Here is a 26,091-nt window from a genome sequence, read left to right as displayed (position 1 = left end):
CGTTCGTGCTTGCGCACCGAGCCGAATCGGCCGTCAGATATCCAGTATGTGCGGAAGTCCCGCCCGGAACCGGTCGGCGTCGAGCTTCTTGGCCGCCTCGAACGCCGGCAACGCGACCAGTGGAAACACGGAGGCATGCGGGGCGGGGTCGCCGGTGGCGTCGATGATGGCATTGGCGGCGTTACGGCCGGATTCGTTGGCACTCTCCATGGTCGCCAGGTCGATATGACTGCGCACATGATCGCCGCCGAAGAACAGGTTCGGAACGGCGCAATGTGCATGCGGTCGGTGATCGTAGGAGCCGACCGTATTGACCAGCAACGGTGTCTCGTTGTGAATGGTGCCGCCGGACCAGCTGATACCCGGGTCCAGATGCCAGGAATGGATATCCTCGTCGCGCAGCCAGCCGGTGCCGGTGTTCAGCCATATTTTCAGCTGGGCCCACACCTCGGCCGCGATCTCCGCGGCGGTGCACTGTTTGGCCGGACGCTGGTGCAGGATCCCCGGGGTGTCCCAATCGGAAATATCCACCGAGAAGCATTCCTGCACCGACCCGTCGCCGTACTGGCCGGCGAAATCGCCGACCCACATCGGTGCCTGGCGCAGCGCGGTGAGCGCCCACGGTGAGCCCAAGGCGGCGATATGCCCCTCCGGGATCTCGGTGGGACGGCGCAGATAGAACTGGATGCCGACCATCCAGTCGGTGAGCAGTTCCCGCATCCCGGCCAGGTGCGGATCGGCGTCCAGGATCTGGCCGGTCAGCAACGGCACTGTTTTCTCCACCGGCATGGCGCAGACGTAGTGGTCCGCGATCACAGAAGTCGCGGTGCCCTGCGCGTCGGTGACGGTGGCCGAGTCGATCCGGCCGCCGGCACAGGACAGCCGGCTCGCCCGCTGCCCCATGACGAATTGCACGCCGCGCGACTGCAGATAGACCACCCACGGGTCGATCCACGCCGCGTTCGTGGGTCGGTTCAGGATTCGGTCCACACCACCGGAGAACTGCGGAATCAGTCCGGTCCCGGCGAGGACCAGCGCCTCGCCGATGGTGCCGATGGTGCGTGCCGAACTCAGATGCGGTTTGGCGGCCACCGTGATGCGGGTGAGCGCGTTGACGAGATATGCCCGGTAGGCCGCGGATTTTCCGTCGGCCCGCATGATCTGCTCCCAGGTCAGGTACTCCCATTGCCCGAACCGCCGTTCGGTACTCGAGGTGAACCACATGAGCATCTGTTTGCCGAAGAAGGCGAGTTCGTGCGGCGGCAGTTCCGGGATGAAGCCGAATGCACTGACGATGCTGTGCTGCAGAAGTTCCGGCGTGAGCTGGTCGAGCCCGGCGATCTCCACGGGCGCGAAAATCGGCGGCCGGTCGCGGAAGCCGGCAACGGTCCCCTCGACGCGGATCAGATTGTCCAGGACACCGTTCGGATTGCCGGGGAACGGGATCCGGCGCATTGTGTCGGGAATGTTCTGATAGCAGCCCGGGAAGAACCGGAACCCGTGCTCACCGGGAAGATCGGCGCGTCCGCCGGACCCGGTGCCGGGAACTCCCATACTGCGGGCCTTTCCGCCCAGATAGGACGGTTCGTAGACGGTCACCCGGAAGCCGCGTTCGGCGAGCTCGTGGGCGGCCGACAATCCGGCCACTCCGCCGCCGAAGATCGCGACCTCCTTACCGCCGGTGCGTAGCCCGGGAGTTCGGTGCCGGCCCGGGGCCGCGGTGGCGGCCGCCGGGCCGGACGCGAGTATCGCTGCGCCGGCGAGTGCTCCGCGTAGCGCGGTGCGGCGGTCGATCGATGCTGACGTCTTCGGCAGCTGATCCGACATGGTGCTCTCCTGGTCAAACGGTCGAGGTTCCGGTGACGGATGGGGCGCCGCGCAGGGTGGTGCACGACGTACGGAATTCGTGGGCGGAAGCGGCGATCTCGTGCGCTATATCGCGGAGTACCGGCGCGGGGTGGCGGCGGTGCCGCCACAGGGCGCCGGTCGTGAGCCGGGCCATCCGGGCCGGTGTATAGAGCTCGGCGGGACGTCTGGTGCGGGAGAAGATTCCGGTGGTGACTGCCGCGAGCTCGGGGTCGGCTGTCGCGGCGCGATACAGCTCGACCTCGAGCGGGCTCATCGCCGTACCGCGAGCGAGCCGGTTGGTCCAGTGATAGATCTCCCGGCATTCGCGGACGCGGCGCTTTTCCCAGGCGGCGAGCGTGTGGTCCAGTTGCGCAGGATCGTCGAGCACCGGGGCCACCTGTTCGGCCAGCAGGCGGCCGTAGTGCAGGGCGTCGCGAATGCCCTGGGCGGTCACCGGATCCTTGAAATGCCCGGAGTCGCCGGGTAACGCCCAGCCGGGCCCGGTCGACCGCCGGAAATAGGAGATGATTCCGGTGGCCGATCGCACCCGCCCGGTCCGTTCACAGCCACGGAGACGTTCGCGCAGTGGCGGGATCCGCTCCAGGGCCGCGGTGTAGCGGCGTTCGGCGTCACCGGGCCGGAGCCTGCCGGTGGCAGCGGGTGGCTGGACCAGACAGAGCAGCAGGCCGCCGTCGCAGGGGAAAGCGGTGCCGAGATCGGACCCCACTCGCCATTGCGCGGCGGTGGAACGCCATTCGCTGGAGGTGTCGCGCCAGTACGCGAAATAGCAGTCGCGACCGCTGGGTTCGGCTTCGTACGGTGTCTCCACGCCCGCCAGTCGCGCGACGGTACTGTGCCGGCCGTCTGCTCCGACCACCAAGGCGGCGCGGAGTTCGACGGTGCGTTCCCTGGGTCCCGTGTAGCGGACGCCCGTGCATCGTGCACCATCCCAGACCAGTTCGGTCACCCGGCAGCGCTGCCGTACGTCGGCCCCGGCATCGGTGGCTGTGCGGACGAGCGCGTGATCGAGGCCGGTCCGGCGGACGCACAGTGTGTAGTCGATGCCTTCCACCGCGGGAAACGGTGTCGCGATCGTATGCCCGGAGCCCGCTGCGAAGGCATGGGTCAGTGGGGGAGCGCCGAGTCCGGATACCGCGTCGAGCGCGCCCAGCCGGGACAGTTCGGCGACCCCGGCCGGCCACAACAGATGGGTGGACAGAGTGTCCGACGGAAAACGGGTGCTCTCCAGGACGACGACCCGGCGTCCGGCCCGGGCCAGTGTGGCCGCGGTGGCGGAGCCCGCGCAGCGGGCACCTACGACCACGACATCGGCTTGTTCGACCGCGGCGGGGGAGTCAGTCATACGAACCGCCTCGGTCATCGAGTCTCGGACACTATGTCCGATTGATGGTGCGGTGCGGTGGCGGCATTGTCAACCATCCGGGCCGCACTGTCCCGCACAGTTTTCCGCGATGGCGGTGCGCGCCGGTGGTAGTGATCCGAGTCCGCCCGGCGACCGCGGCCTGCGCCGGACGGCGGGCACAATGGATCCATGGACCTTGCGAGCGGATATCCACCACAATGGTCGAGCGAAACGGCGGTCCTCGGATGCCCTCGCTGACCCGCGCCCCCCGGCCCGCCCGGAAACCGGCCGACGATCGCCGGGCCGAGTTCGAGCAGCGGGTTCTGCGCGCGGTCGAGGATCTGCTCGCCGACGGCACACCGTACACCGAGATCGCGGTGCAGAAGATCGCCGCGACCGCCGAGGTGGCGCGATCCACCTTCTATCGCTACTTCCCGGACAAGAGCCGATTGCTGATCCGAATGGCGGAATTGGCGACCAGCGATCTGTTCGCCGCCGCCGAGCGCTGGTGGAACGCCGAACACACCGATCGCGAGGTGGGGGTGCGGAACGCGATGAGCGCCATGATCGCGGGTTTTCGCCGGCACCGGTACCTGCTGCTCGCACTGAGCGAACTTGCCGCCTACGACCGTGATGTCGGTGCCTACTGGCGCGGCCGGGTCGCCGGATTCGTCGATCTGGTGCGCCATCGCCTCGAGGTCGACCGTGCCGCGGGCCGCGTGGCGCCCGAACTGGATCCGGCCGCGACAGCACTCGTGCTGGCGGCCATGGTGGAGCGGTCCATCAGCACGGCGTTCGCGGTACGTACCGGCATATCCGATGCGGAACTGGCGCGGGCGCTGGGCCGTTCGATCTGGCTGGTGGTCTATGGTGACGCCCCGGCCGGTCCGGCCTGATCTCCCCGGCGTTGTCAGGCGGCGGGTTCGACCAGTCGGCGGGCGGCCAGTACAACGGCGGCGCGCTGCTCGGCGATCCGGCGGGCCGGCCCTCGGCCGCTGTGGACCGCGGTACTCCGGGCCAGTTCGGTGAGCATGCGCAACAGTGTCGGCGCCGCGATGTCGGTGGTGACCGACCCCGCGTGCTGCCCGCGCTCGATCTCGGCCAGTTTGAGGTCCACCGTGCGGCGCAATACTTGTGCGCCCCGCTCGTCGGCGGGTTCCAGATCCGCCCAGGCCTGTAATCGCGCGTTCTCCGGGTGGGCGCGAAAGTGGTCGAACAGCCGGCCCACGTAACCGGGGAGATCATCGGCGCGCAGGGCGGTTTCGGCGGTGGTCTGCGCGGTCCACTGTTCGGTCACCGCGGCGTACAGTTCCGATTTGCCCGGGAAGTAGGCGTAGAGGCGATCCTTGCTCGCCTGCGCGGCCGTGGCGATCCGATTGATCCGGGCACCGGCGGTGCCGTATTCGGCGAATTCCGCTTTGGCCGCCGCGAGTATCCGATCCCGGGTCGCCTGGCCTGCCGCACGCATACGAGGAATCGTAGCTTGCCGAACCATCCGGTTCGGAACTAAGGTCGTTGCCGAACCAAATGGTTCGCCGAACCGGTCGATGGGACAGATATGAGCGTGGACACGCCACGGTGGCAGCAGTTGCGGAAGCAGACCGAGGGCGTATCGGTCGCCGAACTCGACGACCTCTGGGCGCGGCTGCGGCCCGCGCGCGCGGAGGACATTCTCGGCGAATGGCGCGGTGACGCGTTCCGGACCGGGCATCCACTGTGCCGGGCCCTGCCCAAGAGCCGTTGGCACGGCAAGACCTTCCATGCGCTCGACGACGCGAAACCGTTGATCTGCCGGGCCGAAGACGGCACGCTGTTCTCCGATGTGGAACTCGGCGGGGGCGAGGCAACCCTGTGGAATATCGAATTCCGCGGCGAGGTCACCGCCACCATGGTCTACGACGGTCGCGCCGTTTTCGACCATTTCAAATGGCTCGACGACACCACCTTGATGGGCATCATGAACGGCCGCCCGGAACTGGTCCTGGCCGGCGGCGAATACTTCTACTTCCTGTTGGAACGGGTGTAGCGATGCGGACCACGGCGCTCCTGTCCCGGGACCCGGCTGCACCGTTCACCGCGGAAACGGTCGATCTCGACGGTCCCCGCGACGACGAGATCCTGGTGCGCATCCTCGCCTCGGGCATCTGCCATACCGATCTGGTCAACCGGGTGCTGGGCAAACCCGACCGGCCGGTGCTGCTGGGACACGAAGGCGCCGGAGTCGTCGCCGCGGTCGGTGCGTCGGTGACTTCGGTGGCCCCCGGCGACCACGTGGTCCTCACCTTCCGGCACTGCGGCGCCTGCCCGAACTGCGCGTCCGGGCGGCCCGCCTACTGCCGGAACTCGACCGTGCTCAACCATTTCGGACGCCGCGCCGACCGATCGCCGCGCGTCACCGTCGACGGTGCTCCGGTGCGGGACGGTTTCTTCGGGCAATCCAGTTTCGCCGGATACGCATTGGCCACCGCGGACAACACCGTCGTCGTCGACCCGGCGGCCGACCCGGCCGTCGTGGCCTCCTTCGGATGTGGGTTCCAGACCGGTGCGGGCGCGGTACTCAACGCCCTGCGACCGGAATCCGGTGCCTGGCTGGCGATCTACGGTGGGGGAGCGGTCGGCTCGGCCGCACTGCTGGCCGCGGGCACCGTTCCCGGTGTGCGGACCGTCGTGGTGGAAACCTCCGCGGCGCGGCGCGATCTGGCCGCCGATCTGGGCGCCGAAATCGTCCTGGATCCGGGCGGCGCGGGTACCGCGGACGCAGTCCGGGAGATCACCGGTGGCGGGGCCACACACGCCCTGGACACCACTGGGGTTCCCGCCGTGCTGGCCGATGCATTCGCGGCCCTCACGACCGGGGCGACGGTAGTCGCGGTGGGCCTCGGTGCCGGCGTGCCGCCGATCGACGTGCGCGATATGGTGCTGCAGGGCAAAACGGTTCGCGGCTGTCTCGAGGGCGATGCGGACCCGGCCGTGTTCATCCCGCACCTGCTCGACTTGTACGGCAAGGGAGAGCTGCCGGTGGACCGGCTGGTGACCCGCTTCCCCCATACCGAAATCGAAGCGGCGCTCGCTGCCCAGCATGCGGGTTCGGTGATCAAACCAGTACTCACCTGGTGAAGCGCTCTCCGGAGCCCGACAACCGGCGGATGAATTCTGTTTGCGTAGCGGTCATCCGGCGGTCGTCTCGGCGCGAGACCCTGTACGGGTCGGCCACCGGGCCGACCACTGCCCACCTCCTCGACCGGTTCCGGGTGCCGGGAAAGGCCGGCCGCCGTGCCCGAAGTGCCGATCCGCGACTACATCGCCGAATTCCTGCGTACCCACTGCGATCTGCAGTTCGACGCCATCGCGGCTCAGGCGACCCTGGCCGATCTGGGCCTCGATTCGCTCACGGTGTTGTCGATCATCGTGCTGGTCGAGAAGAAGTATGGTGTCGAACTGCCCGACCGGCAGGTGGCCTCCGCGCGGACCTTCGCCGAACTGATGGAGCTGCTCGGGGTATCCGCGGCGCCGGCCTCCTGAAGCGGCCTCCGCGAGCCACCGCATGTGACCGCGGCACCGTTCTCCGGCAGCAGACGCGGCTCCGGGGACGCGTCCGCCGCCGCAGGGAGCCTGTGACGCGGTTGTTGTGAAACCGCAACGCTGCGGCGACCACGTGCGGCCACCGGGAGAATCGGATGCTGATCGAGTGCTGTCTCGAAGCGCTCCCCGCGTGTCGCGTCCGCGACACGCGGGATTTACGGCGCTGACCAGAAGAAATCGGCGAGTCTCTCCCCACAGAGGCCGCGATTGCGCTTCAATAACCGATCGGGTTCGGCTTTACGGAAACGGCATTCGTCCGCCACCGGATACACCGGCATCCGAGAGGGGCAAGACCAGAATGAGCATGATCCTCACCGCACTGCACGACGGCCTTCCCGCGCTGCACGAGAGCTACACGACACTCGCCCAAGTCGGCAATCCCACCCCCGAAGCACCACCACTGTCCGACAAGATCACCCAGATGACCCGGTATCTGACCTGGTTCGTCCTGCTCTCCGGCGTCACCGCGATCACGTTCGGCGGCGGTAAGTTCGCCTGGGAGAAATGGAACGGCGGCGCGCTGACGGCGCCGAAGCAGATCGCCGGCGCCATGATGGGCGGTGCTGTCGCCACCAGCGCGGGAACGATCATGAACGCCATCATGGGCGGCTGACGGCTCTCCCCGGCTCGAGGTCACGGTACTGCCCGTGCCGACCGGGTGCGAAGCGGTTGCCGGATTCGGATTCGTGCACTCCGGCGTCGCCGAAAGCAGTCGTTCGGTGGTTGCTGCCGGACTGCGGCCTTGCCGGCATACGTCGTCGTCCCGCCGCCGGCCAGCCCACGGCCCCATTCGTGCAGCACGAGCAGTTCCGGTCTGTCGAGCCGGAAGCCGGTCCGCCGGCGCCGGGTCCGGTACCTCGCCCGGCCCGGCGCACTGTTGTACGCCGGCGGCCGTGCTCACGCGCACGACAGCCCCGGCGTTCACGGCGCGGGTCAGGATCTGTTGCATCTGTGCCCGGCCGTCCTGTCCGCATCGGCCGGTGCGGTTGCTCTTCGACGGGTTCTGATCCAGCCGGGGCGTCGGCCCGAGCCGGGTGCGTGCGTCCTGGTCAGGCGGCCGGCGGCGCGTCGCCGAGGGCGGCGAGCGCGGCGAGGGGCGCGGTGAGCGAGGTGGTGTCGATCTCGGTATCACCGGACTGGGCGTGCAGCAGTACCCCGTCCAGATACATCGCGATCGCCCGGGCCGCCGTGGGGCTGATATGTGGGGTGAGGACATCGACGAGTCCGTCGAACCAGACCCGGGCCAACGGACGTAGTTCGGGATGGCGGGTCGCGGCGAGATAGAGCTCGTTCACGGTGAGCAACTGCTCGGGGTGGTCGAGATAGCCGGTGGTGAGCGCCGCCAGGGTCGCAGGCAGGTCGGCGCCGGCGGCCAGTTCCCCGGCCCATTCCGCCAGGGCCGCGCGGGTGGCCGCGGCGGTTTCGGTGAGCGCCGTTTCGGTGAGATCGGCGAGGTCGGCGAAGTAGTAGGTCGTCGAGCCGACCGGCACCCCGGCCTCGGCTGCCACCAGACGGTGGGTGATCCCAGCGATTCCGTGGCGGGGGATCAGGGCGCGGGTGGCGTCGAGGATGCGCCGGCGCCGGTGCGGATCCCGGGGTGTCAATGCGCGCCTGCCAAGTTGAGGGTGATCACGCCGGCGACCACCAGCGCCACCCCGGCGATTTTGGCGGGGCCCAGCGATTCGCCCAGGAACACTGCGCCGACGATGACGATCAGGATCGTGCCCAGGCCCGACCACACCGCATAGGCGAAACCGACCTGCATTCCGCGGGCGATGGCCTGGGCCAGGAGAACGAAGGCGACGGTGTACGCGGCCAGCGAGGCTACGGTCGGCCAGAGTCTGGTGAAGCCTTCGGTGGCCTTGAGCAGGCTGGTCCCCACGATTTCGGCGACGATCGCCAGCCCGAGCATTACCAGTGCCATGGCCGGTCCCTCCGTATGTGTACGTTTGTCCATGGACAAACGTACACATACGGCCATGTCTGTACACACGATTGACCGGTCTGCAGCCGGCCGGACGTAGCTCTGCGGATCGTGCCGCCGCAACCCGGAGCGAGAACCGACGCAGTGCTGGACCCGGAGCCTGTAATCGGCGCCTGCGCGGACGAACACGACGAAATCGACCTCGGTATCGGCTGGGAGCAAGGGGGGCGTGCTCGCGCTCGACCCTGTCGACGGTCATGGAAAACCCATATCGCCCGGCCCGGATGCGGACCACCCGAGGTCCGGTGCGAACCGTGCAGGAGCTCGTTCGGGGCGCCTCTACCCGGAGCAGTCCCGGCGGTTCCGAGCCAGCAGGAACAGGATCACCAGTAAGGCCGCGGCCAACGCGATCACGAGTTGACGGTTGGTAGAGAGTCCGGCAACCGCCATCAGGTCGATGGGCTCGGCGGCGGGTCGCGCGGCGATAGGCGCCGGTCGGGGCGTCGATGCCGACCCGGTGGCCCCGGCCCCGGCCCCGGCGCCGGCGCCGGCGCCAGTGGCAGTGGCAGACGGCTTGGCGCCGGCAACCTCGGTAGGTGCGCTGGCGGGGGTGGAGGTGCTCGCCTCGTCGGCGACCCCGCCCGCCGACGAGGTGATCTCCGCGGCGAGGTTGTCGGCGAAGGTACCGATCAGCGTGCCCGCCACATCGGCCAGCGCACCCCGGCCGAACTGGGCGGGTTTCCCGGTGATCGCCAGATCGGTGTCGACGAAAACATCGGTGATCCCACCCGACTCGACCAGGCGGCAGGTGATCACCGCTTTCGCAGTGCCGTTGCCGCGGGTTTCGCGACCGCCGCCCTCGAGGACCGCGACTTTGGCGTCCGCGTCCTGGGACAGGATCTTGATGACACCGTTGTAGGTGAGTCCCACCGGCCCGAGTTTCACCTTGATCTTGCCGTGGAAGTCGTCGCCGTCCCGAGAGGTGAGGGTAGCTCCTGGAACGCAGGGCGCGAGCCGCTCGAGGTCGAGCAGAACAGGCCAGGCGTCGTCGGCGGGGACGGGGATCTGGAAAGTGTTCTCGAGTTTCATACGCGGTCCTTGGCTTCGGCGGGCCGGTTCAGGCCTGCGGGGTCGCGGGGGTTTCGGCGTCGAGCCCGGTGGCGGCGTCCCGGACGGCCCGGATGATGCCCTGATAGCCGGTGCACCGGCAGATGTTCCCGGACAGTGCCTCGCGGATCTCGTCGTCGCCGGGGTCGGGGTTCTCCGCGAGGAAGGCGGTGGCGGAGACGACGAATCCCGGTGTACAGAACCCGCATTGCAGGCCGTGGTGGTCGCGGAACGCCTGCTGCACCGATGAGAGCCGGCCGTCCGGTTCGGCCAGGCCTTCGACCGTGGTCACTTCGGCGCCGTCGGCCTGGACCGCGAAAACGAGGCAGGCGCGCACCGCCGCCCCGTCGAGCAGGACCGAACAGGCGCCGCAGACACCGTGCTCGCAGCCGAGATGGGTGCCGGTGAGTCCGCAGGTCTCGCGCAGGTAGTCGGCCAGGGTGCGCCGGGGCGGGATCCGGTCCCGGCGCCGGATCCCGTTGACCACCACCGAGATCTCGATATCAGTCATTACTCGCCTCCTCTACCGCGCGGGCCCAGGCCCGCGCGACCATGACCGCCCCGATCCGGCGCCGGAATTCGGCAGACCCGTGGATATCGGCGGGTACAGCGTTCAGTGCCGCGGTGGCGGACCGCCCGACCTCCGCCGGATCGATCTCGGCCGCCGGGCGCCCGACTACCTCGGATTCGGTGGTGGTGGCCCGCAACGGGGTCGGTGCCAGGCCGAACAGTCCCAGCGCGACCCGCTCGATCCGGGAGTCCGCGTCCAGCCGGATCGCGATCGTCGCGCCGGCCATGGCGAAATCACCGGCGCGGCGGGCGAATTCCTCGATCGCGAATCCGGTGCGTCCCCGCCACACCGGGAAGGTGATCCCGGTGAGTAGTTCGTCGGGTTCCATCGCGGTGCTCCACATTCCGGTGAAGTAGTCCGCCGCTGCGATATCGCGGGTGCCGCGCGGTGACAAGGTGTGCATCCGCGCATCGAGTGTCAGCGCCACCACGGGATATTCGCCGGCGGCGTCGGCGTGGGCGACAGCGCCGCCGAGGGTGCCGCGATTGCGGATCTGGAAGTGGCCGATCAGTGGGGTCGCGCGGTGCAGCAGTGGCACGTCTCGGCGGATCTCGGCGGACCGGCCCACCGCGGCATGCGTGGTGCCGGCCCCGGCCCATACCGAATCGCCACGGGTTTCGATGCCCCGGAGGTCGTGCAGGCGGCGCAGGTCGACCAGGTGGTCGAAAACGGCCAGCCGCAACGCCAGCATCGGAACCAGGCTCTGCCCGCCGGCGATGATCTTGGCTTCTTCGCCGAGATCCGCCAGCAGGGCCACTGTCTCGTCCGCGGTGGCGGGGGCGTGATACTCGAAGGCCGCCGGTTTCATGCTGTCACCTCCGTGTTCCCGTTCGTGCGGGCCGCGTCGATCATGGTCATGATCCGGGCCGGGGAGAGGGGGAGCCGGTCGATCTGCACGCCGAACGGCGCCAGCGCGTCGGCGACGGCATTGAGAACCGCGGGTGTCGAGCCGATCGCACCGCCCTCGCCGACACCTTTGAACCCGCCCGGCCCGGAACTCGGTGTTTCGGTATGGCCGAGTTCGATCACCGGGACCTCGGCCGCGGTGGGCAGCAGGTAGTCCAGGAAGGTGGTGGCGACCGGGTTCCCGTCATCGTCGTAGGCCAGATGCTCGTAGAGTGCGCCGCCGATACCCTGCACGGTGCCGCCGTAGATCTGGCCCTCCACCACATTCGGATTGATCATCGGCCCGACGTCCTCGCTCACGACGAACCGCAGCAGCTGCACCGCCCCGGTGGCGATATCGACTTCACAGGTGCAGACGTGGGTGGCGTTGGCCCAGATCATCATCTGATCGGCGCGGTGCCGTCCGGTGGCCTCGAGACCGGGTGGGACGCCCACCGGTAGGAGTTCGGTCCGGAAGTAGGCGATCTGTGCGATCTCGGCCAGCGACAATGATTTCCCGGTCCCCGCGACTCCGGCGCGGCCGTGCGCGAACTCCACGTCCTCGACTTCGGCGCCCAGCTGATGTGCCGCTATCGCGATGATTCGCTCGCGCAGTACTTCCGCAGTCTGCGCGATCGCGCCGGCGACCATGGAACCGGACCGGCTCCCGTTGGTGCCGCCACCCTGCGGGGCCACTGCGGTATCGCCCTGGACGGTCTGCACCTCGGCGATATCCACGCCGAGCGCGTCGGCGGTGAGCTGGATCGCGGTGGTCTCCAAGCTGTTACCCGCCGAACCGCCCGAGAGGTAGACGTTCACCTTGCCGGTGGCCGAGATCCGGATGGTCGCGCCCTCGGTGCTCAGGAAGGGGGTGCTGCCGGTGGTCGGTTCCACATAGGTGCACGTTCCGACGCCCAGATAGCGGCCTTCGGTGCGGGCCCGGGCCTGTTCGGCACGGAAGGCGTCGTAGTCGAGGATCCGGAGCGCTTGTTCGAAGGTCTCCAGCGGGGAGGCGTCGGAGTAGGGCATGCCGTTCGGGTTGGCGACCGGCATCTCTTTGTGACTGAGCATATTCCGACGGCGCAGCTCCACGGGGTCCAGGCCGAGCCGGCGGGCGGCGGTATCCAGCAGCAATTCGCGGGATACCGATTCGAACTGCCAGGGACCGCGGTAGGCGACCCGGCCGACGGTGTTCGAGTAGTACGAGGCGGTGCTGAATCCGGCTTCCGGTATGCGGTACGGGCCGGGGAACAGCATCCCGACCGCGATCGAGGCGGTGAGGGGCGAGGGGATCGGGTAGGCCCCCACGTTCTGTACATGCTCGATGGTGGCGGCCAGGATGCGGCCGTCGTCGTCGAAGGCCATGGCGACCTCGCCGTGTTCGTGGCGGGCGGCCCCGGCGGCCATCAGGTTCTCCTGCCGGTCCTCGATCCATTTCACGGCATGTCGCAGGGTACGGGCGGCCAGCATCACGCAGGTTTCCTCACGCTGCGGTGCCACTTTCTGGCCGAATCCGCCACCGGTATCGCGCACGATCACCCGGACCCGGTGCTCGTCGACACCGAGCAGCCGGGAGCAGAAGCCGCGTACCTCGTGTGGCGACTGGGTGGAAGTCCAGATGGTCATCTCACCGGTGGGGGCGGTCCATTCCGCGACGATACCGCGCGTTTCCAGCGGGACCGGCGCGTAGGCCTGCTGGTGCACCGTCTGGCGCACCACGTGGGGGGCCGCGTCGAAGACCGGGGCGAGATCGGCGGGGGCCCGGCCGGCCAGACCGCCGGCGGAGTTGCCCGGATGCTGCGCGTGAACGAGTTCGGCGGCGGCACCGGCAGTTTCGTAGTCGACGACGGGTTCGAGCGGGTCGTAGTCGACTACCACGAGTTCGGCGGCGTCCTCGGCGATGTAGCGGTCGGCGGCGACCACCAGGACGACCGGGTCGCCGACGAAACGCACCTCGCCCTCGGCCAGCGGCGGCCGGGGCACCTCCGGGAAGCCCGGAGTGTCCAGGGCGTAGGAGATCTCGGTGACCAGGGGGTTCAGGTCGGCGGCTGTGTAGACCGCCACGACACCGTCGAGCGCGGCGGCCTCGGTGATGTCGATCGCCGTGATCCGGGCCCGGGCCAGCGGGCTGCGGACGAAACAGGCGTGGACCATGCCGGGGCGGGTGATGTCGTCGACGAAGGTGCCGGCGCCGGTGAGCAGGCGCAGATCCTCGATCCGGGGGACGCGTGCGCCGACCGCCGTCGTTTTCTCGGTTGTGCTCATCGTCGGCTCCGTCGCGTCGGGGTGGGGGGGTGTGGCGCTGCGGAACAGCTTGTGTCGACCCATCCGGTGCGTTCCTCCGTTCGCGGGATATCGCGGGTATCGGCGTGCGGGCGCCCGGAACCGCTGTGCGGTCCCCGATTCGGCCGGTCCGGCCCTGTCGGCGGTCCGGTGTTGCGAGTTCTGCACACTGATGCTGAGCACTTGTTTAGCATCGGCCTCTCCGCAGTGTCAATACAGGATATGCCGGATGTAAGAATTACAATGTCGATTTAGGGAAGTGATATTCTCGCATGTGGTCCGAGGTTTCCGGCTACCGCTACGGCGAGGAGGTGACGTATGCGCGAATTGGCTGTGCATCTTGCCGGCTGGCATGCCGAGGGGGTCGATTACGCCCTGGCGACGGTGGTGAATATCCGCGGGAGTGCGCCACTGCCGCTCGGGGCCAGCATGGCAGTGGACGCCGCCGGAGCGGTCCGGGGAAGCCTGTCCGGCGGATGCGTCGAGGGCGCCGTCTACGATCTGTGCACCGCGGTGCTGGCCTCGGGAACGCCCGTCCGGCAGAGCTTCGGGTACAGCGATTCCGGCGCCTTCGCCGTCGGACTCACCTGCGGCGGTGAACTCGAGGTTTTCGTTCAGCGGGTCGGCGCGGCCGAGCGGCCGGTGCTCGACGCGGCGCTGAATGCGCCCGGTCCCACCGCCCTGGCTCGCGATCTCGCGACCGGTGAGACGGTCGCCGTCGCGGCGGATCGGGCGATCGGATCAGCGGGCGGCCCACCGCATTCGACGGTGGCCCTCGCCCGCACCGTGCTGCTCCAGGGCTCCTGCGGAATGCGGACCGTCGGATGCGGTGCATCGGCCCGGGAGCTGTTCGTCGAATCCTTCGCCGCCCCGCCGCGGATGATCGTTTTCGGCGCGAATGTGTTCGCCGGCGCGCTCGCCCGGGTGGGGCGCCTGCTGGGATATCACATCACGATCTGCGAGGCCCGGCCGGTTTTCGCCGGCCGCGCCGGGTACCCGGATGCCGACGAGGTGGTCACCGAATGGCCGGACCGGTATCTGCGCACCACCGAGGTGGATTCGCGGACCGTGCTGTGCGTGCTCACCCACGATCCGAAATTCGATATCCCGGTTCTGATCGAAGCGCTCCGGTTGCCGGTCGCGTATGTGGGCGCGATGGGGTCGCGCCGGGCCGATACCGAGCGCCGGGCCCGGTTGCTCGAGGCCGGTGTCACCGCGACCGAACTTGCTCGGCTGCATTCCCCGATCGGACTCGAATTGGGTGGCCGCACCCCGGAGGAGACGGCGGTTGCCATCGGCGCGGAGATCATCGCGCACCGGCACGGTGGTTCGGCGAAGTCTCTGTCGGCGACCGGCCGGCCGATCCACGCGCCCGGCGCGGCGGAGCGGTCCGGGGATCAGCGGATCAGGTCCTGTGGGGTGTCGACGTCGTCGGGTGAGCCGGTGTCGTCGCACGGAACATACTGAACCGATTCACGATTGGCGGTCAGGAACTGACGTGCGCCGATATCGCCGACCGCCGTGGCCGTCACTGCGGGGAAGTATTCGGATCCGAGCAGTACCGGGTGTCCGGTGCGGTCGCCGTAGGTCGCCACGGCGAGGCGTGCCCGGCTGTCGAGAAGCCGGCGTACGGCACCCGACCCCAGCCAGGGCATATCGACCGGCACCACCACCGCCGCGCTTTCGTGGACCGCCCGTAATCCGGCCACCAGTGACGAACCCATACCGGTAGCCCAGTCGCGGTTGTGCACCACCGTGGCATTCCCGACCCGCAACGTCACCGCCCCCGACACCACGACCACGCGCGCGCAACCGCCGTCGCGCAGCAACCGGACGGCGCGGTCCACCAGCCGCTCCCCGTCGAACCACACCTCGGCTTTCGGCCCGCCGAACCGGCGGCCGGCGCCGGCGGCGAGCACAACCCCCGCGGCTTCCGTGTGCGGACCCGGGCGCATGCTGTCGGTACTCATGCCTCTGCGCGGCCTATTTCCGTGGGAGGTCGATGCCCAGCAGCGCGGCCTGCACCTGGTGCAGCCGGTCGACATCGCCGCGCAGACCGGTCACGTTGTCGTGGTAGAGGAATGCCTCACCCAGTCGCACCAGCGAGTAGGCGAGTAGGGGACGTTCCAGCTGCGGTATGTATCCATCTTGTTCCTCGGCGCGGGTGATGAGCTGTTCCACCGCCCTCAGGACGCGCGGCTGGACCGGGCCGTCGCTGGAGGTCAGGATGCGCAGCCCGGCCAGCGGTTCGTTCTCGAAATAACGACGGAAGGGTTCGTTTCCGGCCATCCAGCGGTTGACCCGGTCGAGCACCGTGAGGATGCGCCGGGCACCCGTATCCTTGCGCCGGTCGTCCGCGCGTTCGATGAGTGATTCGAACTCTCCGGAAAGGACCGCGCCCAGGACGCCGTCGCGGGAGCCGAACCAGCGGTAGATCGAGGCGCGGCTCAACTTGAGCTGGGCGGCGATCGCCTGGACATCGACCCGTTCGCCTGTCAGAAAGGCCTGCCGGGCCAGGGCGACGACTTCTTCTCGGGTGGCCGAGGCGGGGCGGCCGGGTGGTCGGGAGGTGCGGCTGGCTGTGGTCACCCTCATTACGATACACACGATGCCTTGTGTATCTAAAGGGGGATTTCGGTGGGCACCGGGCTCCGAGTGTAGGGCTCAGGCCACCGGCTGGGTCAGCGGGGACCGGGCGGACCAGCGGCCGCCCTGCCGGTCGACCCGGACAGGATGGTCGAACGTCGCGGAAATCGTTGCCGTGGTGATGGTTCGGTCGGCGCCCCCGGCGGCGACCGAACGGCCCTCGGCGATCAGCAGCGCATGGGAGGTGCTCGTCGGCAGTTCCTCCAGATGGTGGGTCACCAGGATGGACGCGAGGTCGGGCAAGGTCCGGTCCAGGGTGTCGATGGTGTGTAGCAGCTGTTCGCGCGCGGCCACATCGAGACCGGTGGTCGGTTCGTCGAGTAGCAGCAGCCGTGGTGTGGTGATCAGCGCGCGGGCGATCAGTGTCCGGCCCCGCTCGCCCTGGGAGAGTGCGGGCCAGGTTCGTTCGGCCTTCGCGGCCATCCCGACCGCCTCGAGCGCATCGGTCGCCGCATCGATTTCCCCCGGGTGCGGTGTCCAGCGCATCGGTATGTCGACCGTGCCGGTGAGCCCGGTGAGGACGACCTGCTGCGCCGTCAGCGGCGACCGCAGCGGATGACGCGGATTCACATGCCCGATGGAGCGTCGCAGTTTCTGCAGTTCCACTCGCCCGAGTTGTTCCCCGAGGATGCGAACCGTACCACTGGTGGGATGGGTGAGCGCGCCGCAGAAACCGAGCAGTGTGCTCTTACCTGCCCCGTTCGGGCCGAGCAGTGCCCAGTGTTCTCCTGTGCGGACCGTCAGCGAAATGCCGTCGATGATCGGAATGCCGTCGCGCCGGAAGGTGACGTCGGTCAGTTCCAGAACGGTTTTGCTCACTGTTCTTCCTTCGGGGCCGGGGCAGGGTTCTGTCTGTGAGGCGTCGCTGGTGGCTCGACGGTCGCCTCCTCCGTACTCTTCGGCAATCACCACCGTGACCGTTCGGGAGACGCGCTCAGGTAAAGGCTTCCTTGATGGTGTGGAGGTGAGCGCGGCTGTACGTGGCCGCGGCCGCGGGATCGTGTGCGGCGATCGCCGTGGCGAGCCGTTCGTGTGCGGCGTGATCCTCGTCCGGGGCGGGCATCGGGCGGAGTTGCAGCATATCGATCATCGCGGCGCGGGATCGGGGGAGGAAGGTATCGAAGAGCTGGGTCAGGATGTCGTTGTGGGCGGCCACGATGACCGCGCGGTGGAACCCGGTATCGGCATCGACGAGGTCGGCGATCGTGCGGTTCTCGGCGGCTCGTGCCGACAGCGCCCGCCGGATGGCTCGCAGATCGGCCGGAGTGCGTCGTTGCGCGGCCAACGCGGCGGCCTCGGCCTCGATGGCGATCCGGGCTTCGAGCACCGAGGCGATGGTGGCCCGGCGCAGCACGATATCCCAGTCTTCGGGGATATCGAGCGCCGTGACGAAGACGCCCGCACCCTGCCGGCTGGCGAGGACGCCCTTACCGGCGAGGACGCGTACGGCCTCGCGCAGTGTCGAACGGCCTACGCCGAGCTGAGCGGCGAGCGTCGTCTCGCCGGGCAGCTTATGCCCGAGCGGCCATTCGCCGGCGCGGATCCGCGCCAGCAGTAGATCGGCTGCTTGCTCGGCCAAGGGGTGGCGTCGCACCTGGATAACCATCCGAACCTCGCTACTTGTCTGAGGAGTTGTGTACAGTCTGCCATATGTCGCAGCAGCTTCTCCTCGGCCGCCACGGCGGGGCCTGAACGATCGGCCACCCCGTCGTGGGGTCTTGTCGTCGGCCGATCACCGTCTCCGTGCGGCCGAACGAACAGGAAGGGCCGGGGCGAATCCCCATGGCCATGCAGACATACCCCACCATCGATACCCCCGCCGGCGCTGTCCCCGAGACCGCGCCGGACTGGTTCCGGCAGCGGCGCTCACAGATGCCGTCGCACCGGTACCGCGATATCCACGATCGTGTGCAGATGCCCGAGCAGGAGCGGCACTGGCCGGGTGCCCGGATCCGGCAGGCCCCGCTGTGGGTGCCGGTGGACCTGCGCGACGGTAACCAGGCTCTGGCCGAACCCATGGACCCCGGCCGCAAGCTCCGGTTCTTCGGCCTGCTTGCCGCTATGGGGTACAAGGAGATCGAGGTCGGCTACCCCTCGGCCTCACAAGCCGACTTCGATTTCGTGCGAGTACTGGCCGATACCCGGATCGTGCCGCCGGACGTCACCGTGGTGGTATTCACGCCCGCGCGGCGGGATCTGATCGCCCGGACGGTGGAATCGGTACGCGGGCTGGCCAACGAGGTGGTGATTCACCTGTATACCGCGACCGCACCGGTCTGGCGAGACACCGTGCTGGGCAAGGACTCCCGCAAGGTCCGCGAACTGATCCTGGCCGGCGCCCGCGATGTTCTCGAACTCGCCGGTGATCTGCCACGGGTACGTTTCCAGTTCTCCCCGGAGGTTTTCAACCAGACCGAACCCGGATACGTCCTGGACATCTGTGACAGCGTCACCGACCTGTGGCAGGCGAGCCCCCAGCGGCCGGTCACGCTGAATCTGCCGGCGACGGTGGAGATCGCGACGCCCAATGTGTACGCGGACCAGATCGAGTACATGCACCGCAACCTGGCCCGTCGCGACAGCATCGTCCTGTCGGTGCATCCGCACAACGACCGCGGCACCGGGGTGGCCTGCGCCGAACTCGCGGTACTGGCCGGCGCGCAACGAGTGGAGGGCTGCGTATTCGGCAACGGCGAACGCACCGGCAATGTCGATATCGCGACGCTGGCCTTGAATCTGCATGCCCAGGGCGTAGATCCGATGATCGATTTCTCCGATATCGACGAGATCCGGCGCACCGTCGAATACTGCACCCGCCTGCCCGTCCATCCACGGCATCCTTATGTCGGGGATCTCGTGCACACGGCCTTCTCCGGGACCCACCAGGACGCCATCAAGAAAGGGTTCGCCGAGCATCGGCAGCGGGCCGCGCGCACAGCTCGTCCAGAACGCGAGATCGAATGGCGGGTGCCGTACCTGCCTATCGACCCGGCCGATATCGGGCGCGGCTACGACGCTGTGGTCCGGGTGAATTCGCAGTCCGGAAAAGGTGGGATCGCCTATTTGCTCGACGCCGAACACGGTTTGGAGCTGCCCCGGCGGTTACAGATCGATTTCGCTCGGCAGGTGCAGCGGCATACCGACGGTTCCGGGGCGGAGGTGAGCGCCGCCGAATTGCGTGCGCTGTTCGATACGGCTTATCTCGGTACCCCGGAACCGCCCGCCGTAGAACTGAAGGACCTGCGCGTGTCCGGTCCGGACGAGTCTCCGGTGATCACCGTGGGGCTCGTGGTCGGCGGCCGGCTACATCGGAGTGCCCATGAGGAGAACAACCAGGTCGCTGCGGTGGTGGCTGCGCTCCGGCAAGCGGGCCGTCCGATCGAGGTGCTGAGCCTGTCCGGTCACCCTGTCGCCGGACATGCGATCGCCTACCTGGAGTATCGGCGTGCAGGCCGGATCGGATGGTCGTGTGCCCGAGCCGATTCGGCGTCGGCGGCCGAAGTGGCAGCGGTGGTCCGGGCCGCCGGGATCGCCGAGCTCGAGTGAGCCGGGTGTGGGGTCCGGTTGTCGTCGTGGTCGCGCTCGGGCCCACGTAGCCCCGGTGGCCCGGGGCTCAGTCTCCGGTGCTGCCGTCGATCTGCTCGCGCAGCAGATCCGCGTGACCGTTGTGCCGGGCGTACTCCTCGATGAGATGCAGATACACCCAGCGGAGGCTGTACTCGGGGCCGGCCGGATGGCGGCAGCGGTGGTCGAGCGGAAGCTCGGCCACCGCGGCATCCGCCAGTTCCGTCTCCCGCCGGTACACGGCGAAATCGGCGGCGGGATCGGCCGTGCCGATACTGTCGAAGTCGCCGTTCGGATCGGTGTCGGCGCAATAGAGGTACGCGAGCCGCTGCCCGGCCGCGGTGATCCGCAACCAGCCGCGCTCCACCTCGGACATATGTCGCACCAAACCGTGCAACGACAGCGACGAAGGCGGTACCGCGCACTGTTTCAGCTGCGCGGTACCGAGGCCGGAACATTTGGCGAGCAGGGTCTGCCGGTGGAAGTCCAGCCAGGACTGCAGCATCGGCCTTTCGGGGCCGGTGGGCACGGTCTCGATCCGGTCGGTATCGGGTGCGATCCAGGTCATCCCACCGAACCTATCGGCACCCGCATACACCTGTCGCCCGGTTTATCAGAACCAGTTCTCGGCCATGTCCACGGTGGTGGTGTCGAGACCGGCCAGCAGATCCAGCTGCGGTCCGGTGCGGGGCAGTTCGTGGCGGAAAAAGTAGCGTGCCGCGTGCCGTTTGCCATCGTAGAAGTCGCCGGTACGGCCGTGGGTGGCGAGCATCTGGTCCAGCCAGATCCAGGCAACCACGTGGTGGCCGAAGGCTTCCAGGTAGACAGAACTGTTGGCCAATGCGACCTCGATATCCCCGGTGGCGAACAAGCTGCCGGTAACTGCGATCAGGCGGGTCCAGGAATTCTCCAGCCGGTCGGCGAGTTCGGCGGGCTCACCGCCGAGTTCCTGCGCGGCCGCCAGGGTGGCCCGGACACGGCCGTCGAGTTCGTGCAGGCTCGCCCCGCCGTGCTGGGTGACCTTGCGGCCCAGTAGATCCAGGCCCTGGATGCCGTGTGTGCCCTCGTGGATGGGGTTGAGGCGGTTGTCGCGATAGTGCTGTTCGACGTTGTATTCGCGGGTGTAGCCGTAGCCGCCGAGAACCTGGATGGCGAGATCGTTGGCGGTCAGGCACCACTGCGAGGGCCAGCTCTTGGCGATCGGGGTGAGGATATCCAGCAGCAGCGTGCGAGCGCGGCGTTCTTCCTCGGATTCGGCGGTGTGCTGTTCGTCGATCAGGCGGGCGCAGTAGAGCACCAGCGCCAGCCCGCCCTCGGCGTAGGTCTTCTGCGCCAGCAGCATCCGTTTCACATCGGTGTGCTCGATGATCGGGCGCTGCGGGGCGGCCGGGTCTGCAGCGCCTTTGGTGCGGCCCTGGGGGCGGGTCCGGGCGTAGTCGAGGGATTCGAGGTAGCCGGTGTAGCCGAGAGCGGCGGCGACCAGACCGACCCCGCTGCGCGCCTCGTTCATCATGTGGAACATGTATTTCAGGCCCTGGTGTGGTTCGCCGACCAGATAGCCGATCGCCCCTGCGGCGCCCTGCGGCGTCCAGCGGCCCTCACCCAAATTGAGGACTGTGTTGACCGTGCCGCGGAAACCCATCTTGTGGTTCAGCCCGGCCAATGCCACATCGTTGCGCTCTCCGAGCGAGCCGTCTTCGTGCACCAGGAACCGTGGCACCACGAACAGGGAGATCCCTTTGGTGCCCGCCGGGCCGCCGGGGATCTTCGCCAGCACCAGGTGCACGATATTCTCGCCGAGTTCGTGATCGCCGCCGGAGATCCACATCTTGGTGCCGAACAATCGGTACTGATCGGGCGAGGGCCCTGCGTGGTGACGCTTCGCTACCGCCTCCGGGCCCGGCTCGCTCACGCCGACGGTGCCGTCGTCACAAGGTTCGGCACGGGTGACGATATCGGCGAGCGAGGACCCGGCCTGCGGTTCCGACAGGCACATCGTGCCGAAGAACCGCCCCTCGATCATCGGCGGTACGAACCGTTGCACCAGGCGGGGGTCTGCGTGGGCGGCCAGCAGGTTGGCATTGCCGATGGTCAGCAGGGGATAGGCGCTGGTGCCGGGGTTGGCGGCGTGGAACCAGGCGAAACCCGCCTGGGCGATCGCAGCGGGAAGTTGCGCACCGCCCAGTTCGGCGTCCATGGTCGCACCGACCATTCCGGCCTCGGCGAACGCGGCCAGCGCCTGCCCGACCTCGGGGATGAGGGTGACCGTGTCGCCGTCGAACGTGGGTTCGTGGGTGTCGTTGAGTTTGTTGTGGGTGGCGAAATACTTGGTGGCCAGTTGCTCGCTCAGGTCGAGGACGGCATCGAAGGTCTCCCGCGAATGCTCGGCATAGCGGGCCCGCCGGGTGAGGCTCTCGACGTCGAGCCATTCGTAGAGCAGGAACTCCAGGTCACGCCGGGACAGCAGAGTAGACCGCATAACCACCCTTTCGGTACAAGTTGCGGCCAGAGTATCAAATGTGAGCGGCGGGCCGCGGGCCGGAACCGGCGGCCGCACCGCTCGAGTCAGGCGTCGTCATCCCTGGCCAGCAGCGCCAGGATCGCGGCGGCCATCGCGGCGGGGTCGCCGTCCTCCGGCCGCAGAACCAGTGCCGGGGCCGCGGGCGGTTCATAGGGATCATCGATACCGGTGAACCCGCGGATTTCTCCGGTCCGAGCCTTGGCGTACAGGCCCTTCGGGTCGCGGGCCTCACAGATCTCCAGGGGTGTATCCACGAAAATCTCCAGGAACGGGATACCGGCGGCGTCGTGCACCGCCCGTGCGCTCTCGCGATCGGCGCGGTAGGGGCTGATGAGCGAGACGATGGCGACCGTCCCCGATTCGGCGAACAGCCGCGCGACCTCACCTACCCGGCGGATGTTCTCGGTCCGGTCCGCAGCAGAGAAACCCAGATCGGAGTTGAGACCGTGGCGCAGGTTGTCGCCGTCGAGCAGGAACGCCGGCCGCCCCGCCGCGACCAGGCGGCGTTCGAGTTCCACCGCCACCGACGATTTCCCGGAGCCGGACAGTCCGGTGAGCCAGACCGTGCGACCGCGAGTCGGGCGTTCCGCGCGGCCGACCGCGCTCGAATGCCAGACCACCCGAGAGGCAGGCAGGCTGGGGCCGGTGATCATGCCGGCGCCGACGGTATCGCCGGTGGTGTCGTCGATCAGCAGGAAGCTGCCGGTGGTGCGGTTGCGGCGATACGGATCGAACTGCAGCGCCTGCCTGGTCCGCAACTGAACGCGACCGATCTGGTTGAGCGCCAATGCGTTCGCGTTCTCGTCGCGATGCAGGGTGTTCACATCGAGCCGGTAGTCCAGGGCGCGGATCTCTGCCGCGACGCTGCGGGTGGTGTGCCGCACCGTGTACGACGCGCCGGGCCGCAGTTCGGCTTCGTCGCTGAACCAGCAGACCATCGTGTCCAGATCTCGGCTGGTCTGCGGCCGGTTGGCGGGGCGGCACAGCATATCCCCGCGGCCGATATCGAGCTGATCGGCCAGTGCGACAGTCACTGCCTGCGGCGGGAACGCCTCGGTGAGAGGAGCGCCGCCCGGCCCCCAGATCCCGGTCACCGTGGTGGACAGCCCCGACGGCAGGACGGTGATCTCGTCACCGGGTGACCAGACGCCGCTGGCGATCGTTCCCGCATACCCGCGAAAATCCGGTGTGTGGCTGCGGATCACGTACTGCACCGGCAATCGGGCATCGATCAGGTTGCGGTCGGAGGCGATATGCACCTCTTCGAGATGGTGCAGCAGGGGAGTGCCCTCGTACCAGTCCATGGTGGCGCTGCGGTGCACGATATTGTCGCCGTGCAGGGCCGACATCGGGATGAAGGTCAGATCCGCGATGTTCAGCCGGGACGCGAAACCCGCGAATTCCTCCCGGATTTCGGCGAACCGCTGGGCCGACCAGTCCACCAGATCCATCTTGTTCACACACAGCACGAGATGCGGTACGCCGAGCAGTGAGGCCAGGAAGGCGTGGCGGCGGGTCTGTTCCACCACGCCGTGGCGGGCGTCCACCAGGATCAGTGCGAGATCGGCGGTCGAGGCGCCGGTCACCATGTTCCGGGTGTACTGCACATGCCCCGGGGTGTCGGCGATGATGAATTTACGGCGCGGGGTGGCGAAATAGCGGTGCGCGACATCGATGGTGATGCCCTGTTCCCGCTCCGCGCGTAACCCGTCGGTGAGCAATGCCAGGTTCGGGTAATCCTCGCCGCGATCGCGGCTGGTGCGTTCGACCGCGTCGAGTTGATCGGTGAACAGGGTTTTGGAATCGAACAGCAGCCGGCCGATGAGGGTCGATTTCCCGTCGTCGACACTGCCCGCCGTGGCCAGGCGTAGCAGGGAGCTCATCAGAAGTAACCCTCTCGTTTGCGGTCTTCCATACCGGCCTCGGAGATCCGGTCGTCGGCGCGGGTGGCGCCGCGTTCGGTGACCCGGGCGGCCGCTACTTCGGCAACCACCTCGGCCGGTGTGGCCGCGGTGGATTCCACGCAACCGGTGCAGGTGGCATCGCCCACGGTGCGGAACCGGACCAGCGCCTCCCGCGGTTCCTCGCCGTCGAGCAGCGTGAGGAATCGGGTGTGGGCCAGCAGCATCCCGTCGCGCTGGACCACCGGCCGGTGATGGGCGTAGTACAGCGGCGGCAGGTCGATACCTTCGGCCGCGATGTAGCTCCAGATATCCAGCTCGGTCCAGTTGGACAGTGGGAAGACCCGGATATGTTCGCCCGGCCGGTGTTTGCCGTTGTAGAGATTCCACAGTTCCGGGCGCTGCCGGCGCGGATCCCACTGGCCGTACTCGTCGCGGAAACTGAAGACCCGTTCCTTGGCGCGCGCCTTTTCCTCGTCCCGGCGGGCGCCGCCGAACACCGCATCGAACCGTCCCTCGCGCACACTGCGCAGCAGAGTGGTGGTCTGCAGCCGGTTGCGGCTGGCCCGGGGACCGGTGTCCTCGATGGCCCGGCCGGCATCGATATCGTCCTGGACTCGGCCCACGAGCAGCCGTAACCCGTGTTTCGAGACGGCCTCGTCGCGGTAGGCGATCACCTCGTCGAAGTTGTGCCCGGTATCGATATGCAGGATCGGGAACGGTACCGGGGCCGGCCAGAACGCTTTGGTGGCCAGATGCAGCATCACCACCGAATCCTTGCCGCCGGAGAACAGGAGAACGGGACGTTCGAAGGTTGCGGCCACCTCCCGCAGGATGTGGACCGATTCGGCCTCGAGTGCGGCCTGATGCGAGAGCTCGAAAGTGCTCGCTGCCGACTTCGTATGCTGGCTCACGCTTAAAAACTAGAACACGTTTCCATGAACGGTCAATGGTGTTGCGGCCGCCGCCCGCCCGCCGCCGCGGTGACCGCGTCGGCCGCGGCGACCAGAGCGGTCCCACGGCGGGCGATCTCGGCACCGGTGATCGAGGTGCCCACGTACATGGTCAGCACCAGCTGTTGCCGGCCGTCGGCGTCGTAGGTGGGCGCGGCCAGCAGGCTCACCGGATGCTCCTTACGTGGCCGCAGGTCCGCACCGAGATACACGCGCTCACCGAGCGTGGTCACCAGCTCTGCGACGGCGGTACGCAGCTCATCGGGCATCTCGTGGCCGCCGACCCCCGCCAGCATGGAGTACAACTGCCGGCCCGCGCCGGTCATGCTCTCCACCAGGTAGCCGCGTTCGCGGCATTCCGCGACGAGGCGGCGCAGCCGGGTCTCGTCCTGATTCAGGGGAACCGTCGGCGGGGTCGCGAGCCAGGCGTCGAAGGCGGGGCCGGTATCCCACAGTACGTACATCAGGCCGACCGGCGGCGCGAAACGGTAGGTCGCCCCGACCCGCACCATGGCGGGGCCGGCACTGTCCAGGACGCTGATCCGTTCACCGACCACGGCGGACGCGGTGCAGGTGGTGGCGTATTTCGCGCTGAGCCGTTCCAGTTCCGGGTGGGCGAGACCGGCGATGGCGAAACTGTCCTGGGCGACCCGGCCCGCGGCGATCAGTGCGGGGCCCGGACCGTAGTCGCGGGTGCGCGGGTCGCGGGTGAGGTAGCCGGCGGCGGTGAGTTCGGTGAGGATGCCCAGGCAGGTGGGTTTGGCGAGGTGCAGGTCGCGCGCTATTTCCGACAGTCCCGCGCGGCGACCGCGCCGCGCGGTGAGGTAGTCGATCACCTGGATCACGCGCTGGGTGGGCGCCGACCGCCGTCCCACCTCGCGCACCTCCGCCGGGCCCGCTGCCATTGACCACTCCTAGAACAGGTTCTAATCTTTTCGATATC

25 protein-coding genes are annotated in these 26,091 nt (G+C 68.2%); 7 read left to right on the top strand and 18 right to left on the bottom strand.

Annotated features, from left to right (window positions below):
* Positions 1-33: 33 nt before the first annotated feature.
* Both NS6_RS03140 and NS6_RS03135 read right to left on the bottom strand, forming a co-directional pair.
* A complete protein-coding gene (locus tag NS6_RS03140) occupies positions 34-1,827 on the bottom strand; it encodes a hydroxysqualene dehydroxylase (protein WP_068036222.1) in 1,794 nt (597 codons plus the stop codon).
* Between the two features lie 13 nt (positions 1,828-1,840).
* Positions 1,841-3,211 carry an NAD(P)/FAD-dependent oxidoreductase gene (locus tag NS6_RS03135; protein WP_084470689.1) on the bottom strand — a complete coding sequence of 457 codons (1,371 nt, stop codon included), beginning with the start codon at positions 3,209-3,211 and terminating at the stop codon, positions 1,841-1,843.
* Positions 3,212-3,456: 245 nt separating this feature from the next.
* Here NS6_RS03135 and NS6_RS03130 point away from each other — a divergent pair, with 245 nt between their 5' ends.
* Positions 3,457-4,107 (top strand): TetR/AcrR family transcriptional regulator, encoded by a 651-nt coding sequence (locus NS6_RS03130; protein ID WP_068036218.1) that lies wholly within the window; start codon positions 3,457-3,459, stop codon positions 4,105-4,107.
* A gap of 14 nt (positions 4,108-4,121) precedes the next feature.
* Here the strand turns inward: NS6_RS03130 and NS6_RS03125 are convergent, their stop codons facing one another.
* Positions 4,122-4,679 (bottom strand): TetR/AcrR family transcriptional regulator, encoded by a 558-nt coding sequence (locus tag NS6_RS03125; RefSeq protein ID WP_068036217.1) that lies wholly within the window; start codon positions 4,677-4,679, stop codon positions 4,122-4,124.
* Between the two features lie 90 nt (positions 4,680-4,769).
* Between NS6_RS03125 and NS6_RS03120 the strand changes: the two genes are divergently transcribed.
* The 4 genes from NS6_RS03120 to NS6_RS03105 all read left to right on the top strand — a co-directional run bounded on the left by NS6_RS03120 (position 4,770) and on the right by NS6_RS03105 (position 7,406).
* Entirely contained in the window at positions 4,770-5,237 is a 468-nt protein-coding gene (locus NS6_RS03120; protein ID WP_068036215.1) for a DUF4334 domain-containing protein, read from the top strand.
* 2 nt (positions 5,238-5,239) lie between these two features.
* The gene (locus tag NS6_RS03115) at positions 5,240-6,328 is read left to right on the top strand and encodes an NAD(P)-dependent alcohol dehydrogenase (RefSeq protein ID WP_068036213.1); all 1,089 of its coding nucleotides are present in this window, start codon (positions 5,240-5,242) and stop codon (positions 6,326-6,328) included.
* A 156-nt stretch (positions 6,329-6,484) separates the two neighbouring features.
* Entirely contained in the window at positions 6,485-6,733 is a 249-nt protein-coding gene (locus NS6_RS03110) for an acyl carrier protein (protein WP_068036211.1), read from the top strand.
* A gap of 358 nt (positions 6,734-7,091) precedes the next feature.
* The gene (locus NS6_RS03105; RefSeq protein WP_068036209.1) at positions 7,092-7,406 is read left to right on the top strand and encodes a hypothetical protein; all 315 of its coding nucleotides are present in this window, start codon (positions 7,092-7,094) and stop codon (positions 7,404-7,406) included.
* Between the two features lie 436 nt (positions 7,407-7,842).
* Here the strand turns inward: NS6_RS03105 and NS6_RS03100 are convergent, their stop codons facing one another.
* From NS6_RS03100 to NS6_RS03075, 6 genes are all read right to left on the bottom strand, one after another.
* The gene (locus tag NS6_RS03100; RefSeq protein ID WP_068036207.1) at positions 7,843-8,397 is read right to left on the bottom strand and encodes a TetR/AcrR family transcriptional regulator; all 555 of its coding nucleotides are present in this window, start codon (positions 8,395-8,397) and stop codon (positions 7,843-7,845) included.
* A complete protein-coding gene (locus NS6_RS03095; protein WP_068037764.1) occupies positions 8,394-8,717 on the bottom strand; it encodes a DMT family transporter in 324 nt (107 codons plus the stop codon). The genes NS6_RS03100 and NS6_RS03095 overlap by 4 nt, the downstream gene beginning before the upstream one ends.
* Before the next feature lie 339 nt (positions 8,718-9,056).
* Positions 9,057-9,806, bottom strand: coding sequence for an SRPBCC family protein (locus NS6_RS03090; protein WP_068036205.1), 750 nt, complete (start codon positions 9,804-9,806; stop codon positions 9,057-9,059).
* Between the two features lie 28 nt (positions 9,807-9,834).
* Positions 9,835-10,335, bottom strand: a complete 501-nt coding sequence (locus NS6_RS03085) for a (2Fe-2S)-binding protein (protein ID WP_068036203.1) — start codon at positions 10,333-10,335, stop codon at positions 9,835-9,837.
* A complete protein-coding gene (locus NS6_RS03080) occupies positions 10,328-11,203 on the bottom strand; it encodes an FAD binding domain-containing protein (protein WP_068036201.1) in 876 nt (291 codons plus the stop codon). Before NS6_RS03080 ends, NS6_RS03085 begins: the two co-directional genes overlap by 8 nt.
* Entirely contained in the window at positions 11,200-13,545 is a 2,346-nt protein-coding gene (locus tag NS6_RS03075) for a xanthine dehydrogenase family protein molybdopterin-binding subunit (protein WP_068037761.1), read from the bottom strand. The genes NS6_RS03080 and NS6_RS03075 overlap by 4 nt, the downstream gene beginning before the upstream one ends.
* A gap of 336 nt (positions 13,546-13,881) precedes the next feature.
* Between NS6_RS03075 and NS6_RS03070 the strand changes: the two genes are divergently transcribed.
* Positions 13,882-15,030, top strand: coding sequence for an XdhC family protein (locus NS6_RS03070; RefSeq protein ID WP_068036199.1), 1,149 nt, complete (start codon positions 13,882-13,884; stop codon positions 15,028-15,030).
* On the opposite strand, the gene NS6_RS03065 is transcribed toward NS6_RS03070, so the two are convergent.
* The 4 genes from NS6_RS03065 to NS6_RS03050 form a co-directional block, all read right to left on the bottom strand.
* On the bottom strand, positions 14,961-15,533 hold the full coding sequence (locus NS6_RS03065; RefSeq protein ID WP_084470575.1) for a nucleotidyltransferase family protein: 573 nt from the start codon (positions 15,531-15,533) through the stop codon (positions 14,961-14,963). The genes NS6_RS03070 and NS6_RS03065 overlap by 70 nt on opposite strands.
* Positions 15,534-15,546: 13 nt before the next feature.
* Entirely contained in the window at positions 15,547-16,152 is a 606-nt protein-coding gene (locus NS6_RS03060; protein ID WP_245669109.1) for a TetR/AcrR family transcriptional regulator, read from the bottom strand.
* 75 nt (positions 16,153-16,227) lie between these two features.
* Positions 16,228-17,028: an ABC transporter ATP-binding protein gene (locus NS6_RS03055; RefSeq protein ID WP_068036196.1), complete on the bottom strand. Its 801-nt coding sequence runs from the start codon at positions 17,026-17,028 to the stop codon at positions 16,228-16,230.
* A gap of 115 nt (positions 17,029-17,143) precedes the next feature.
* A complete protein-coding gene (locus tag NS6_RS03050; protein ID WP_068036194.1) occupies positions 17,144-17,815 on the bottom strand; it encodes a FadR/GntR family transcriptional regulator in 672 nt (223 codons plus the stop codon).
* Between the two features lie 176 nt (positions 17,816-17,991).
* Here NS6_RS03050 and NS6_RS03045 point away from each other — a divergent pair, with 176 nt between their 5' ends.
* Positions 17,992-19,755: a 2-isopropylmalate synthase gene (locus NS6_RS03045; RefSeq protein WP_068036192.1), complete on the top strand. Its 1,764-nt coding sequence runs from the start codon at positions 17,992-17,994 to the stop codon at positions 19,753-19,755.
* 67 nt (positions 19,756-19,822) lie between these two features.
* Here the strand turns inward: NS6_RS03045 and NS6_RS03040 are convergent, their stop codons facing one another.
* The 5 genes from NS6_RS03040 to NS6_RS03020 form a co-directional block, all read right to left on the bottom strand.
* Positions 19,823-20,341 carry a DinB family protein gene (locus NS6_RS03040; RefSeq protein ID WP_068036190.1) on the bottom strand — a complete coding sequence of 173 codons (519 nt, stop codon included), beginning with the start codon at positions 20,339-20,341 and terminating at the stop codon, positions 19,823-19,825.
* A gap of 45 nt (positions 20,342-20,386) precedes the next feature.
* Positions 20,387-22,252 carry an acyl-CoA dehydrogenase gene (locus NS6_RS03035; RefSeq protein WP_068036188.1) on the bottom strand — a complete coding sequence of 622 codons (1,866 nt, stop codon included), beginning with the start codon at positions 22,250-22,252 and terminating at the stop codon, positions 20,387-20,389.
* Between the two features lie 86 nt (positions 22,253-22,338).
* On the bottom strand, positions 22,339-24,177 hold the full coding sequence (gene cysC / locus NS6_RS03030) for an adenylyl-sulfate kinase (RefSeq protein ID WP_068036186.1): 1,839 nt from the start codon (positions 24,175-24,177) through the stop codon (positions 22,339-22,341).
* A complete protein-coding gene (cysD, locus tag NS6_RS03025) occupies positions 24,177-25,109 on the bottom strand; it encodes a sulfate adenylyltransferase subunit CysD (RefSeq protein ID WP_068036184.1) in 933 nt (310 codons plus the stop codon). Before cysD ends, cysC begins: the two co-directional genes overlap by 1 nt.
* Positions 25,110-25,141: 32 nt before the next feature.
* Positions 25,142-26,053 (bottom strand): helix-turn-helix domain-containing protein, encoded by a 912-nt coding sequence (locus tag NS6_RS03020; protein WP_068036183.1) that lies wholly within the window; start codon positions 26,051-26,053, stop codon positions 25,142-25,144.
* Positions 26,054-26,091: the final 38 nt, after the last annotated feature.

This window comes from Nocardia speluncae NBRC 108251 (assembly GCF_001613245.1).
Taxonomy (GTDB): domain Bacteria; phylum Actinomycetota; class Actinomycetes; order Mycobacteriales; family Mycobacteriaceae; genus Nocardia; species Nocardia speluncae.
Note: the sequence above shows the minus strand (reverse complement) of the source record. Positions and strands in the feature narration are given on the sequence as shown.

What these genes read in the sequence shown, in the direction of transcription:
- NS6_RS03140 (WP_068036222.1), bottom strand. Translation starts at nt 1,827, where the DNA reads ATGTCGGATCAGCTGCCGAAGACGTCAGCATCGATCGACCGCCGCACC.
- NS6_RS03135 (WP_084470689.1), bottom strand. Translation starts at nt 3,211, where the DNA reads ATGACTGACTCCCCCGCCGCGGTCGAACAAGCCGATGTCGTGGTCGTA.
- NS6_RS03130 (WP_068036218.1), top strand. Translation starts at nt 3,457, where the DNA reads ATGCCCTCGCTGACCCGCGCCCCCCGGCCCGCCCGGAAACCGGCCGAC.
- NS6_RS03125 (WP_068036217.1), bottom strand. Translation starts at nt 4,679, where the DNA reads ATGCGTGCGGCAGGCCAGGCGACCCGGGATCGGATACTCGCGGCGGCC.
- NS6_RS03120 (WP_068036215.1), top strand. Translation starts at nt 4,770, where the DNA reads ATGAGCGTGGACACGCCACGGTGGCAGCAGTTGCGGAAGCAGACCGAG.
- NS6_RS03115 (WP_068036213.1), top strand. Translation starts at nt 5,240, where the DNA reads ATGCGGACCACGGCGCTCCTGTCCCGGGACCCGGCTGCACCGTTCACC.
- NS6_RS03105 (WP_068036209.1), top strand. Translation starts at nt 7,092, where the DNA reads ATGAGCATGATCCTCACCGCACTGCACGACGGCCTTCCCGCGCTGCAC.
- NS6_RS03095 (WP_068037764.1), bottom strand. Translation starts at nt 8,717, where the DNA reads ATGGCACTGGTAATGCTCGGGCTGGCGATCGTCGCCGAAATCGTGGGG.
- NS6_RS03090 (WP_068036205.1), bottom strand. Translation starts at nt 9,806, where the DNA reads ATGAAACTCGAGAACACTTTCCAGATCCCCGTCCCCGCCGACGACGCC.
- NS6_RS03085 (WP_068036203.1), bottom strand. Translation starts at nt 10,335, where the DNA reads ATGACTGATATCGAGATCTCGGTGGTGGTCAACGGGATCCGGCGCCGG.
- NS6_RS03080 (WP_068036201.1), bottom strand. Translation starts at nt 11,203, where the DNA reads ATGAAACCGGCGGCCTTCGAGTATCACGCCCCCGCCACCGCGGACGAG.
- NS6_RS03075 (WP_068037761.1), bottom strand. Translation starts at nt 13,545, where the DNA reads ATGAGCACAACCGAGAAAACGACGGCGGTCGGCGCACGCGTCCCCCGG.
- NS6_RS03070 (WP_068036199.1), top strand. Translation starts at nt 13,882, where the DNA reads ATGCGCGAATTGGCTGTGCATCTTGCCGGCTGGCATGCCGAGGGGGTC.
- NS6_RS03065 (WP_084470575.1), bottom strand. Translation starts at nt 15,533, where the DNA reads ATGAGTACCGACAGCATGCGCCCGGGTCCGCACACGGAAGCCGCGGGG.
- NS6_RS03050 (WP_068036194.1), bottom strand. Translation starts at nt 17,815, where the DNA reads ATGGTTATCCAGGTGCGACGCCACCCCTTGGCCGAGCAAGCAGCCGAT.
- NS6_RS03045 (WP_068036192.1), top strand. Translation starts at nt 17,992, where the DNA reads ATGGCCATGCAGACATACCCCACCATCGATACCCCCGCCGGCGCTGTC.
- NS6_RS03040 (WP_068036190.1), bottom strand. Translation starts at nt 20,341, where the DNA reads ATGACCTGGATCGCACCCGATACCGACCGGATCGAGACCGTGCCCACC.
- NS6_RS03035 (WP_068036188.1), bottom strand. Translation starts at nt 22,252, where the DNA reads ATGCGGTCTACTCTGCTGTCCCGGCGTGACCTGGAGTTCCTGCTCTAC.
- cysC (WP_068036186.1), bottom strand. Translation starts at nt 24,177, where the DNA reads ATGAGCTCCCTGCTACGCCTGGCCACGGCGGGCAGTGTCGACGACGGG.
- NS6_RS03020 (WP_068036183.1), bottom strand. Translation starts at nt 26,053, where the DNA reads ATGGCAGCGGGCCCGGCGGAGGTGCGCGAGGTGGGACGGCGGTCGGCG.